A 13,276-nucleotide genomic window follows, 5' to 3' on the forward strand; every position below is an offset into this window, starting at 1 on the left:
GAGAATTCGGTATTCATCATATTTTATTCTTTATTCTTACAAACTGGACATACGGAGTCATCTTTTTTAAGATTATCGTAATGCGCTTTACGCTTTGGATTCATTGGGAACCATCCTTTAAGAACACGTTTCTCTTGTGCTAAAAGTTCACCAATACCCCAAAGGAATGAAGCGCCGAGAACTCCAAGGAGGGCTGACCAAAAAATAGTTTGAACAAATAGGGCAGCAACACAGCATGAGATACCTGTAATCAGCCATATCCACCAAGGTTTAGTTCCGAAATAATACTCGGTTTTTATGACTAATGGATGGCAAAGTCCAATAATTAAAAACGTACATACAGCAAGGAGTATCCCTTCAAAATTTAGTTCCATTTATGTTAAGTTTAGAATTTAATTGAATTCTTGTTGAGAGAAATAGCTTTAAAGCACTTTGCTCTAAGCAAAAACTCTGTTTAATGATTAGGTGCAAAAATACAAAAAAAACTCTACTTGCAAGCGTCTTTCTCAGATTAATTGATTACATTTGCAAATATAAGTTGTAAATAAGAAAAAGCTTAAATTATGGACAATAACCAAACACTTATCGCACAATGCGAAGCAAAAGCAAGACAATGGCTGTCTCCTGCTTTTGATGAAAAGACTCGTTCAGCTGTCGAGGCTATGATTAAGAATGAGGATAAGGCAGATCTGATTGAAAGTTTCTATAAAGATTTAGAGTTCGGTACAGGTGGACTTCGCGGTATCATGGGCGCTGGTTCTAATCGCATGAATATCTACACTGTTGGTATGGCAACGCAGGGTTTTGCTAATTATCTGAAGATTTGTTTTAAAGATAAGGAGCAGATTAGTGTTGTTGTTTGCCATGATTGTCGTAATAATTCACGTCTCTTTGCAGAAACGGTTGCAAATATTTTCTCAGCTAATGGTATAAAGGTTTATCTCTTCGACGATCTCCGTCCTACCCCAGAATGCTCTTTTGCTATTCGTTATTTGAAGGCACAGGCAGGTGTGAATATTACTGCAAGTCATAACCCACGTGAGTATAATGGTTACAAGGCTTATTGGGACGATGGCGCACAGGTACTTGCACCTCATGACAAGGGTATTATTGACGAGGTAAACAAAGTAAAGGTTGAGGATGTTAAATTCGAAGGCAATAAGGGGTTGATTCAGATTATAGGTGAGGATGTTGATAAGGTTTATCTGGAGCAGGTAAAGACTATCAGCATTGATCCACAGGTAATCAAGAATCAGCATGATCTTAAGATTGTCTATACTCCTCTACATGGTGCTGGTCGCGTAATGATTCCACGTGCGTTGGCTTCTTGGGGTTTTGACAATGTTCATTGTGTTAAGGAGCAGATGGTTAAGGATGGTAATTTTCCAACTGTTGACCGTCCAAACCCAGAGATTGCAGAAGCTTTGACACTTGGTTTGCGTGATGCGAAGGCCCTTGATGCTGACATCTTGATGGCCTCAGATCCAGATGCTGACCGAGTAGGTATGGCTTGTAAGAATAGTGATGATGAGTGGGTACTGATTAATGGTAACCAGACTTGCCTGATTTTCTTGTGGTATATCATCACTAATCGTCAGGCTGTTGGCAAGATGAAGCCAACAGACTTTATTGTAAAGACAATTGTTACAACAGAGGTTATCCGTAAGATTGCAGAGAAGCAGCACGTAGAGATGCGTGATTGCTACACAGGTTTTAAATGGATTGCACGTGAGATTGCTCTCTCTGAGGGTAAGCAACAGTATATCGGCGGTGGTGAGGAAAGCTATGGCTTCCTTGCTGAAGACTTCGTACGAGATAAGGATGCCGTAAGTGCTTGTGCTTTGTTGGCAGAGATTTGTGCGTATGCAAAGGATCATGGTAAGACTTTGTATGATATTCTTATGGATATCTATATGGAGTATGGTTACAGCCATGAGTTCACAATCAATGTTGAGCGTCCTGGTAAGAGCGGTGCTGATGAGATTCAGCAGATGATGAAGAACTTCCGTTCTAATCCTCCTAAGGAACTTGGTGGTAGTATAATCGATGTTTATAAGGACTTCCAGAGTCTTGAGATTACAAAGGCTGACGGCTCTAAGGAGAAGATGGATATGCCTGATACAAGCAATGTTCTCCAGTGGTTCTGCACAGACGGTACTAAGGTGAGCGTACGCCCATCAGGTACTGAACCAAAGATTAAGTTCTATCTTGAGATAAAGGATACAATGAACTCTGCTTCTGATTTCCCTGCTTGCGAGCAGCGTGCTTGTGAAAAGATTGAAGCTATCAAGAAGAGTTTGGGTTTGTAATGGTCTATTTTTAGCCTTTGATAATATTTGCGAGGGCTTTATATTATAGTTAAAGCAGGAGTCTCTATAAAGTTTTATTTGTGGAAACTCCTGCTTTTTATTGTTTTATGCCTTCTTGTATATAAATCTTTGGATAGCTTTCTATCTCTTTTAGTGGGCTACGCTATTTGATATTTTATCCTTTCAAAGTCATAGATTATTTAGTCTCTTGTATATGAAAAAGAGTGATATAATTTCAATTATTCAAGATAATGATATTTCTGAATATTATTCCTTGAAGCATTTAGGTATTGAAGATTATGCTTTCCCAGACCAAGAAGCACTTAAAATAGTGCAAATATGCAAACTTTTATTGATTCCAATCTTAGGTGGTGATGTATATAGTTTGACTGATTCTACAATAGAGGATTTAGATGATAGTTGGTATTATGATAGGACTCAAAGTGAGTCATATTACAATAACGTACAAAACAGTTGTAATAGATCTGAATCTTACATAAGGGCTTACAAAAGTCATTCTTGTGATAAACCTTTATTTTCCTTTACCATAGAAGATCAATTAAAATAATCGAATACTTTTAGAGAAGGCTGTGCAGTCTTTGGCTGATTGGCTGCTTCAGACAAAGTTCCTGTTCCTCTTCGAATCGCTGTTATAGATAGTGATTACTATGGAAGGGAAGTTAGAAGGTGGTTCTCTGATACTATTTTTGATATTTCTGTACATATAAAACCTTACATACCCTTTTTAAGACGAGTAAAGTTTTGTGTTGGTATTAGTAAGAATAAAAGTAAGTATTATATAATATCTATAAAGCTGCGTTCGTTAGATATGAATTATTTTGTAGAACTATTATATTCTCTATATTGTGTAGAAAGATGAAGTTATCGCATCCCGATGTGGCCACTTTTCTAATAGACGGCTTATTGAGTGTCTTCCCATAGTTTTAAATTTGCTGTCATATCTGTCATTCGTTTCATGAACTTAACTGGTTAGCTTACAGTGTAGTTACATGAAATGTTAAAAATGACAGCAAATGAATTTTAAACTTTTCTTGTAATAATACGTAATTACGGCTGTCTCTTTTCATGAGTAGCATGTTATCCTTTCTTATCTGAATTTATCAGTCAATAAGAATGACAAAAGAGCATAAAAAAAAGGTGCTTAGTCAGCTGTTGACTAAACACCTTTTGAATATTAACTAAGTCTATTTTGAATGTTCATTAGAGCTTAATGAGAAAGCATGTAGACTTTAATTTATCTCCAAAGACGGACTTATGATGATATAGAGCACAAGTGTGGAGAGATATAACTCCCACTCTTAGCTGTTATTCTGTTGGTAGAATATCAAATTTCAGTTTATCATTATCTTTCTCTTTTGATATCTTGATGGTGTCACCAGCCTTGATTTCGCCAGAGAGAATGAGTTCGCTCAGTCCATCCTCAATATGATTTTGGATAGCACGCTTCAATGGACGTGCACCAAACTGAACATCATAACCCTTAGTGGCCACAAACTCTTTGGCATCATCAGTTATCTCTATCTCATAACCTAACTCATGCACACGCTTGAAGAGACCTTTGAGTTCTATATTGATAATCTTCTTTATTGCCTCGAGGTCTAATTGGTCGAAGGTGATAATCTCATCCAAACGATTAAGGAACTCTGGTGCAAACTGCTTGCTTAAGCTCTTTTGGATGATAGCACGTGCACGTTCCTTGTCCCCTTCACTCTGTGAAAGCCCATTAAGGTTCGTTGCTTTAAAGCCTACACCCTGTCCAAATTCCTTCAGCTGACGTGTACCCGCATTTGAAGTCATAATGATAACAGTATTGCGGAAGTCAATTAATCGACCATTTCCATCAGTCAATCTACCTTCATCAAGCACCTGCAACAGCATATTAAAGACGTTGCCGTGTGCTTTCTCAATCTCATCAAGTAAGATAATAGAGTAGGGGTGACGACGTACTTTCTCGGTTAGCTGCCCTCCTTCGTCATAACCAACATATCCTGGAGGAGCACCAACAAGACGAGAGGTGTTGAAACTCTCTGTATATTCGCTCATGTCAATACGAATCAAAGCATCAGAAGAACCGAACATCATCTCAGCTAAACGCTTTGCGAGATAAGTTTTACCTACCCCCGTTGGACCTAAGAACATAAAGGCTCCAATAGGGTGGTTAGGGTCTTTCAAGCCAACTCGATTACGCTGAATGGCCTTCACCATTTTATCGATTGCAGCGTCTTGAGCAACAACAACCTGCTTGAGTTCAGCATCCATATTCTTCAGACGGATACCTTCTGCCTCTTGCATGCGCTGAACTGGTACACCCGTCATCATGGAAACAACGTCAGCAATGGCTTCTTCATTGATTTCAACCTTATCTTCAATATCACCATTCTGCCATTTCTCCTGTTCATCTTTAAGCTTCTTTTCTAGCTCTGTCTGCTTGTCACGGAAGCTTGCAGCTAGTTCAAAGTTTTGATTCTTTACAGCAGCTTGCTTCTTTTCTTGTGCAACCTTAATCTCCTTCTGAATATCGATGATAGATTGTGGTACCTTTACATGTTGCAGATGAACACGTGAACCTGCCTCATCGATAATATCAATTGCTTTATCAGGGAAGAAACGATCGGTAATATACCGATCAGCATACTTTACACAAGCTTGCAAAGCTTCCTCTGTATAGCTTACATGGTGATGAGACTCGTAGCGATCTTTGATATTTTCAAGGATTTGAAGTGTCTCTTCAGCTGACGTTGGTTCAACATGTACTTTCTGGAAACGACGTTCCAAAGCTCCATCTTTCTCAATAGACTTACGATATTCGTCGAGCGTTGTAGCGCCAATACACTGTATAGTACCCCTTGCCAATGCTGGTTTGAGGATATTTGCTGCATCCATAGAACCAGGTGAAGAACCTGCTCCAATAAGTGTATGAATCTCGTCGATAAACACAATGATATCTGGATTTTGCTCTATTTCTTTAATCAATGCACGAATACGTTCTTCAAACTGGCCACGATACTTTGTGCCAGCTACCACAGCTGTCAAATCAAGTGTGATGACACGTTTGTCAAAGAGTATAGGTGAGGTGAGACGCTTCACAATAAGTTGAGCTAAACCTTCAACAATTGCACTCTTACCAACGCCAGGCTCACCTATTAAAATAGGGTTATTCTTTTTTCTTCGGCCAAGAATCTCACTAACACGCATAATCTCCTTCTCTCTACCAACAACTGGGTCTAGTTTTCCCTCTGATGCAGCTTGGGTGAGATCAGTTCCGAAACTATCGAGAACTGGTGTTTTCGATTTTGTACGTGGAGCTTGTGTTGTTTTTGCATTATTGCTGTTTTCTGAAGACGATGAAGACATCATGTCATCATCCATTTCCTCCTCATCAGCCATGCCTATACCATTTTTTGGTTGGTTTGTGCGTTGTTGTAACATCGAAATTGCGTTGTTATAATTATATCCACTTTCTTCCAATACCTTCTTAGCACCATTGTTAGAAGAATCATGCAGAATTGCAAGGAAGAGATGAAGAATATCCACCGTTTGTGTATGCTGTAAACGAGCTTCAAGTACGGCTAATTTCAGAATGTTATTTGCCTGCTCGTTTAAAAGCATATCTGGTACTGAAGCAGTTGTATCAGTGGTGTCTTGAAGAATATTCTTTTCTATTTCTTTTTTAATATTATCTATGTCAATCTCCCATTGATTGAATAGTTCCCATACAGGTCCTGACTTTTCTCTGAGAATGGCAAGCATGATATGCTCTGGAGCAACCGATTTACTTGTCAGTCGTTCCGCTTCCTCTCTGCTGAATGAAAGTATTTCAGAAACCTTTAGGGAGAATTGATTCATCATATCCTAACCTTTCTTTTCTTATTTTATTTACGGACAATGTGTCCTATATTAGTAGGTTACTATATACAAAAGGTGTGCCAAAAACGAAAATCGGACATACACGTAAGTTGTAAGTCCGATTCTACTTCTTATGTTATTTTACAATGCCTCATCGTCAGGTTTCTGAAGTCTTGCCTTTGGCTGTCGTGCCAAGTGCTTTTTCTTACGAAGCCATGCAGCTTTACGCAACTCATATTCTTCACGATGACGCTCTAAAAAGTTATCTGCCATTGAACTTACCGTATATGACCGAGATCTGAATATTCTTTCCTGTAGATGTGTTCCCTAACAGTTTTGTACTTGAGAGTCCCATGTCATGAGATACTTTAGTAATAACCTTTTTCTGATTACTACCAGAACCTTGTGTCACGGTTAGTAATTCAACAGGAACAATCACAACCTTTCCCCATGCAGGCATTGATGTGTTGCGTGCGAAGAGATTGATAATTCCAGAGATGTTGTTGAACACATAGCTATTTGTTATCTTGTTGTAAGATGCTAGAAACGAAGTCTTATTGTCTGGCAATCTGTTATTAGCAAAGAATGAATGTAAGCTATCTGCTGGAACCATCACAACATTCTGTGGTATTCCGAATTGGTAGCCTGATATGGAACTATTGTTTTCTCGATAAAGAACAACCTTTGCTGAATTAATAGAATCAGTGCTATGACCATTCAATATGTCAGAAACAGGTAACGTTAACTTCGTAAACAAACCGGCAGGTGTCTTCAGATAAGTGTGTCCTGACTCATTTGCTAACTGCTGCAACTGCGTATTGTCGTTAGAGAAGTTTGTCAACTGGAGAACCTCTTCGGTACTAACAAAACTGGTTGATATTGCTGACACTTTACCATTTTGTTTATTCTTAAAGTAAATATTCAACTGTGCAGTCTGAATATGTGCCATAGAACCATAACCTCCATCTATCTTGAAGTAGAAGCCTGGACAAACCTCATGCAAGAAACGATAAGGATTACGGAATGCCGATGGATCCTGATGATATTTACGAAGCAGGTATGTTCCGTAGTTCTTATAAGTCACCCCAGCCTTGTCCTTATACGGATTATTTAAACGTACAATGATATTGCGATTATAACCTTTCATCTTTCTGATGCTATCAGCTTCTGTATAATCGGTCAGTGTAAACGAACGTTTCTCAGCAATACCACCCTGTGCAACTGGTCGGATATAACCTCGTGTCTCAGGATCGAAGTTTGAGTAATAGGTTACACCCTCTTCAACAGGCTTTGAAAGCTCGTATGTAGTGAGTTTCATTTGACTTAGCGAGTCGCCATAATAATTGCTATAATAAAGTCTTATATCACAAGAGTCGGCAATTATCTCATTGTTTGCATCACGACTCATGATCGAATCCTTTGCTGGCATCTCATAATTGCTAAGCACATGGAATTGTGACATAAGATTACCTGTTACAGATGTATTTGTCTCAGGATCAATCATTCTACCCAAATATCCAGTTGAAGAACGTGCAATAACACTATCAGCAACCATTGTCTCAGAAGCTACGTTGAAGGTATCTGCCTTTATAGAAAGTTTATCGCCATTATCAATAAGTGAGCCTCCAAGGTTATCTGTAGTATCATCACATGATACCATTCCAATACAAGCTGCAAGCATAAAAGCTGCAATGAAATTCCTTCTCATTTATAATCTCTTAATTGTATAACTCAAAGAATTTTAGAACAATTTGTCATAAAACTCTGAATACTTATCTTTCAGTTTAGCATCGTCAATTGTATGCTCCAATAGTTGCTTGTCATTCGTCTTAGCATAGTTGATAAGATCAGCATTAACTTTGTCGCTAGTACCAATGACACCATCAGAATAGTCAATCGCAAATTTACCTAATTCCATGAAATTAAAGTCATCACTATAGTTCTTCAACAGTTTTGCTTTCACATCACGGAATTCTAGACAATGTTTAAAATTCGCACCTAAGCTACCTTGTGGTTGGTCTTCAAAGAGTGAAGTTACAACTTTTGAGTTGGCAAATTGTGGCTCATCTTTGTAGGCCGTTTTCACATAGAATGGAATAACTGAAGACATCCATCCCTGGCAATGAATAACGTCAGGTGCCCATCTTAGCTTTTTAACCGTTTCAAGCACACCTCTTGCAAAGAAGATTGCACGTTCTCCATTGTCAGCATAGTCATTACCCAATTCATCCTTTGTCATTGCTGGACGTTTTTGGAAATAATCTTCGTTATCAATGAAATAAACTTGAATACGTGTCTGAGGAATACTTGCCACCTTAATAATCAATGGATGATCAGTATCGTCTATAATCAAGTTCATACCTGAAAGGCGAATAACTTCATGCAACTGTCCTCTGCGTTCATTAATATTCCCCCATCTTGGCATAAAAGTACGGATTTCATATCCAGCTTCCTGCATAATATGAGGCATTTCAGAGCCATAGTATGACATCTCTGTCTCAGGCACGTAAGGCATGATTTCTTGATTAACAAATAATACTTTTTTTCCCATTCTTTATGTTGGTTTTTTATATCAGCAACTACTGTAAGCTAACGCAAAGAATGATAGTTTTTCAATGCGCAACTTATTTTCTGCAAAGGTACTAAAAAAAAACGAGACATCTCTTGCTTTCTCTTGAAAACAAATAAAAAGTGTGACACATTGAGATTATTTAATTAAAATCTCGTCTATTTAATTATTTTGTTGTTACTTTGCAGTGATTTTAATTTTAGTGACTGATGAAAGTTATTCAAAAGATTGTTGAACTTCAGAACGAACTATTCTCTTGTCGTAAAGAAAATAAATCTATTGGATTAGTTCCAACGATGGGTGCATTGCATGTTGGTCATGCATCACTTGTGAAACAAAGTGTTAAAGACAATGATGTAACGGTCGTTTCTGTATTTCTTAATCCTACACAATTTAATGATAAGGGTGATTTAGAACGCTACCCTCGTACATTAGAAGCTGATTGTCAGCTTCTTGAAGCTTGTGGAGCAGACTTTGTGTTTGCCCCTTCAGTTGAGGAGATCTACCCAAAACCTGACCATCGTCAATTCGATTTTCCACCACAATCAACTGTGATGGAAGGAGCTAAACGGCCTGGCCACTTCAATGGTGTGTGTCAAGTTGTCAGTAGGTTATTTTATATTGTTCATCCTGATAAAGCTTATTTTGGTGAGAAAGACTGGCAGCAGATTGCTGTTATCAAACGCCTTGTACACTTCATTGGTATGAATGACAAACTCACGATAGTAGAATGTCCTATCGTTCGTGAGGCTGATGGATTAGCAATGAGCTCACGTAACATGTTGTTAACATTCGAGGAGCGTGCAATAGCACCGAAGATATACGAGGCTCTAAGCAATAGTGTTGAGTTTTCTAAGACTCACAGCGTTGCTGAAACCCATGATAAAGTTATTAAGGATATTAATGCTATTGATGGTCTTGAAGTAGAGTATTTTGATATTGTAGATGGCAACACGCTCCTTGAAGTGAATACATGGGAAGCGTATGTTGTAGGTTGTATTACTGTTTATTGTGGTCACACACCAATTCGTCTTATTGATCACATAAAATACAGAGGATAAAAAATGCTGATTGAAGTATTAAAAAGTAAGTTACACTGTGCTATAGTCACAGAGGCAAACCTTCATTATATGGGTAGTATTACCATTGATGAAGACTTGTTGGATGCTGCTAATATGATAGCAGGTGAGAAGGTTCAAATTGTGAATAACAACAATGGTGAACGCTTTGAAACCTATATTATTAAGGGAGAAAGAGGTTCTGGCTGTATTTGCCTAAATGGTGCAGCAGCTCGCAAGGTTGTAGTAGGGGATGAGGTGATTATTATCTCTTATGCATTGATGGATTTTGAAGAAGCAAAAACCTTCAAGCCTTCAATTGTATTCCCTAAGGAAGGCAATCGACTATAAACAGATAGAAAACAGAATTAACTAAAGGATTAACCCTTTGATGATGTAAGTGTAGGGCGTAGCGTCCTTGCTGATATAAACATACAATCACATTTCTTCTTTCAGAGTAAGATAAGGATATTGTTTATTAATAAGGTGTAACTTAATAATAGATAATCATCTGCCTACTTGGAAAAAAGAAATGTGATTGTGTGTTTTTCTATGTCCTATATATTGATATACTATTATCGGCTCTATAACGAATCATGTTGGTTGTGTATTGATATTCCATCGGTTTGGTGCGGGTGCTTAGCACATGTGGTGCGGGTGCTTAGCACTTATGGTGCGGATGGTATGCACCACATGTGCGAAGGATTAATATTATTGCTGTCCGATAAAAATAAACTGAAAGTTCTGTATCTCTTTACCCATCGGTGTTGCAGCCGTTTTACTTATCCATGGGCTTGGTTTTCAGTTTTAAACTGTAAGCATTATAAAATGTGCTTATTTTGACAAGGGAAGCCTTATAATAACCAAATAAATTAATGAAATCATAAGTTTAAGTCTATTTTATCTAATACAGATAACTCCTCAAAAGTTTTATCGGACACCAATAGATTAATATCATTGTTGTATATTGGAGGGTAGGGATAGAATGTGCGTTAAGCGTATTAAAACTAAGGTTAATTTGGAGTTGTGTTTAGTTAGAGGCTATATCTTGTGACATCTTAGGCTCTATAACGAATTACCCAAACGATTCGTTATAGAGTCCTATTATCAAAAAAATGAGGGTATGTCGTAATGACACACCCTCTTAAGATAATGATAATAGCATCAGTGACGAATGTCAACTGATAGCAGAATTATTCAATAACAACCAATGGGTCGTCCTCAAGCACAGCCTGACCGACCTTCACTGCAATAGCAGTTACCTTGCCATCCTTCTCAGCTTCGATGTTGTTCTGCATCTTCATAGCCTCAAGGACAACAACAGTGTCGCCTGCCTTTACCTCTTGACCGACAGCAACCTCAATAGATGTGATTGTTCCAGGAAGAGGTGCCTTAATAGCTGCAGAACTGTTGATTGCAACTGCAGGAGTTGCCTCCTCACTTGCTTCAGCAGCAGCTGGCTTACCAAGCTCAACCTTCTTCTTCTCTGGTTCAGCAGGCTGTTCCATCTGTACTGCATACTGCTCACCGTTGACAGATACTTCTGCAACATTCTCGGCATTAATCTCACCAATCTCGACTTTATATTCCTTGCCGTCGATAGTATATTTGAATTCTTTCATTGTTGTCTATTATGGTTTCTTTGTCATTATCTCGAACTTAGCATCCCACATTGTCTGCTTTGGCAGAATAGTGATAATACCTGGTTCGTTATCGTGAACATTGTTTCCGGCAAACTCATAGAGTGCCATTGCAATAGCTGCATATACGTTTTTATCCATAGTTGCGTGCCTCCTGATTACATTGGCATACAGCCATGCTTCTTTGCTGGTAAGTCTTGCTTCTTATGAGCCAACTGAGCCAAGCCACGGCAGATGCGGAAACGAGTGTTGCGTGGTTCGATAACATCATCGATGTAGCCGAACTGAGCAGCCTGATATGGATTAGCAAACTTCTCTGAGTACTCCTCTTCCTTTTCTGCGAGGAACTGCTTAACATCGCCACCCTGCTCCTTAACTTCCTTAGCTTCTCTACCACAGAGAACGGCAACAGCACCAGATGCACCCATAACGGCAATCTCTGCACTTGGCCATGCGAAGTTGAGGTCAGAACGAAGCTGCTTACAACCCATAACGATGTGTGAACCACCATAGCTCTTACGCAATGTGATAGTAATCTTTGGAACTGTAGCCTCACCGTAAGCATAGAGCAACTGTGCGCCATGAAGGATTACAGCGTTATACTCCTGACCAGTACCTGGGAGGAAACCTGGAACGTCAACAAGTGAAACGATTGGTATATTGAAAGCATCGCAGAAACGAACGAAGCGCGCACCCTTACGGCTTGCGTTGGTGTCTAATACTCCTGCGTAGGCTGATGGCTGGTTAGCTACGATACCAACACTCTGACCATTGAAACGAGCGAAACCAGTGATGATGTTCTTAGCAAACTTTGGCTGAACCTCGAAGAACTCTCCGTTGTCAGTTACTGCCTGAATTACCTTGTACATATCGTATGCCTGGTTAGGATCGTCTGGGATAATCTCGTTCAAGAGATCTTCCTTGCGGTCGATAGGGTCGGTACACTCTACACGTGGTGCTTCCTCGCGGTTGTTTGAAGGAATGTAAGAAAGGAGCTTCTTGATAAGGTCCATTGCCTCTTCCTCAGTCTTAGCTGTGAAGCTTGTTACACCGCTCTTTGAAGCGTGAACGCTTGCACCACCAAGGTGCTCTGCGTCTATATCTTCACCAGTTACGGTCTTTACAACCTTAGGACCAGTCAGGAACATGTAACTTGTCTGCTCCTTCATGATGATGAAGTCTGTCAATGCTGGAGAGTAAACCGCACCACCGGCACATGGACCAAGGATGCTTGAGATCTGTGGGATAACACCAGAAGCGAGGATATTACGCTCGAAGATTTCGCCGTAACCTGCCAAAGCAGAGATACCCTCCTGGATACGTGCGCCACCAGAGTCATTCATACAGATGACTGGTGCACCGTTGGTCATAGCCATATCCATTACCTTGCAGATCTTCTGAGCCATTGTTTCAGAAAGCGAACCACCATTTACGGTGAAGTCCTGTGCATAGAGGTAGACGAGACGGCCGTCGATAGTTGCTGAACCAGCAACAACACCATCACCGAGGTACTGCTTCTTCTCCATACCGAAGTTATGACAACGATGGAGTTTGAACATATCGTATTCTTCGAAGCTGCCTTTGTCAACCAGCATTTCAATACGCTCACGTGCAGTGTACTTTCCGCGCTCATGCTGCTTGTCGATGGCCTTCTGACCACCACCTAAGCGTGCCAACTCGCGCTTCTCCACGAGTGCCTTGATCTTTTCTGTTTGCTTACTCATAATTTGAATTTATTTTCTTATTTATAGCTTCTTGTTTTTACTTCAATTATCATCTGTAACCTTCAACTCATTATACTCGCAATGAGTTAAAAAGACCTTATAACAGAAT

12 protein-coding genes are annotated in these 13,276 nt (G+C 39.4%); 4 read left to right on the plus strand and 8 right to left on the minus strand.

Annotated elements, in window-relative coordinates:
* Positions 1 to 23 precede the first annotated feature (23 nt).
* Positions 24 to 374, minus strand: a complete 351-nt coding sequence (locus J4856_RS01840) for a DUF4491 family protein (protein WP_025839610.1) — start codon at positions 372 to 374, stop codon at positions 24 to 26.
* A 189-nt stretch (positions 375 to 563) separates the two neighbouring features.
* On the opposite strand from J4856_RS01840, the gene J4856_RS01845 reads away from it, so the two are divergent.
* Both J4856_RS01845 and imm40 read left to right on the plus strand, forming a co-directional pair.
* On the plus strand, positions 564 to 2,309 hold the full coding sequence (locus J4856_RS01845) for a phospho-sugar mutase (RefSeq protein WP_025839608.1): 1,746 nt from the start codon (positions 564 to 566) through the stop codon (positions 2,307 to 2,309).
* 214 nt (positions 2,310 to 2,523) lie between these two features.
* Positions 2,524 to 2,877 (plus strand): Imm40 family immunity protein, encoded by a 354-nt coding sequence (imm40, locus tag J4856_RS01850; protein WP_025839606.1) that lies wholly within the window; start codon positions 2,524 to 2,526, stop codon positions 2,875 to 2,877.
* 758 nt (positions 2,878 to 3,635) lie between these two features.
* Here imm40 and J4856_RS01855 read toward each other — a convergent pair.
* The 4 genes from J4856_RS01855 to J4856_RS01870 all read right to left on the minus strand — a co-directional run bounded on the left by J4856_RS01855 (position 3,636) and on the right by J4856_RS01870 (position 8,727).
* Positions 3,636 to 6,179, minus strand: coding sequence for an ATP-dependent Clp protease ATP-binding subunit (locus J4856_RS01855; RefSeq protein ID WP_065368031.1), 2,544 nt, complete (start codon positions 6,177 to 6,179; stop codon positions 3,636 to 3,638).
* 138 nt (positions 6,180 to 6,317) lie between these two features.
* Complete coding sequence (locus J4856_RS01860) at positions 6,318 to 6,449, minus strand: hypothetical protein (RefSeq protein ID WP_025839604.1); 132 nt, start codon at positions 6,447 to 6,449, stop codon at positions 6,318 to 6,320.
* Positions 6,439 to 7,884 (minus strand): DUF4270 domain-containing protein, encoded by a 1,446-nt coding sequence (locus J4856_RS01865; RefSeq protein ID WP_025839602.1) that lies wholly within the window; start codon positions 7,882 to 7,884, stop codon positions 6,439 to 6,441. Before J4856_RS01865 ends, J4856_RS01860 begins: the two co-directional genes overlap by 11 nt.
* A gap of 33 nt (positions 7,885 to 7,917) precedes the next feature.
* Positions 7,918 to 8,727 carry a glycogen/starch synthase gene (locus J4856_RS01870; protein WP_025839600.1) on the minus strand — a complete coding sequence of 270 codons (810 nt, stop codon included), beginning with the start codon at positions 8,725 to 8,727 and terminating at the stop codon, positions 7,918 to 7,920.
* A gap of 227 nt (positions 8,728 to 8,954) precedes the next feature.
* Between J4856_RS01870 and panC the strand changes: the two genes are divergently transcribed.
* The gene (gene panC / locus J4856_RS01875) at positions 8,955 to 9,806 is read left to right on the plus strand and encodes a pantoate--beta-alanine ligase (RefSeq protein WP_025839599.1); all 852 of its coding nucleotides are present in this window, start codon (positions 8,955 to 8,957) and stop codon (positions 9,804 to 9,806) included.
* A 3-nt stretch (positions 9,807 to 9,809) separates the two neighbouring features.
* Entirely contained in the window at positions 9,810 to 10,154 is a 345-nt protein-coding gene (gene panD / locus J4856_RS01880; RefSeq protein WP_025839597.1) for an aspartate 1-decarboxylase, read from the plus strand.
* Positions 10,155 to 10,996: 842 nt separating this feature from the next.
* Here panD and J4856_RS01885 read toward each other — a convergent pair.
* From J4856_RS01885 to J4856_RS01895, 3 genes are read right to left on the minus strand one after another with little or no spacing between them, the layout of a single operon-like run.
* Entirely contained in the window at positions 10,997 to 11,425 is a 429-nt protein-coding gene (locus J4856_RS01885) for a biotin/lipoyl-containing protein (protein ID WP_025839864.1), read from the minus strand.
* Positions 11,426 to 11,434: 9 nt separating this feature from the next.
* Positions 11,435 to 11,584, minus strand: coding sequence for a hypothetical protein (locus J4856_RS01890; protein ID WP_004353441.1), 150 nt, complete (start codon positions 11,582 to 11,584; stop codon positions 11,435 to 11,437).
* Positions 11,585 to 11,601: 17 nt separating this feature from the next.
* Positions 11,602 to 13,167 carry an acyl-CoA carboxylase subunit beta gene (locus tag J4856_RS01895; protein WP_004359500.1) on the minus strand — a complete coding sequence of 522 codons (1,566 nt, stop codon included), beginning with the start codon at positions 13,165 to 13,167 and terminating at the stop codon, positions 11,602 to 11,604.
* Positions 13,168 to 13,276 lie beyond the last annotated feature (109 nt).

It is taken from the genome of Prevotella scopos JCM 17725 (assembly GCF_018127785.1).
Classification (GTDB): Bacteria; Bacteroidota; Bacteroidia; order Bacteroidales; family Bacteroidaceae; genus Prevotella; species Prevotella scopos.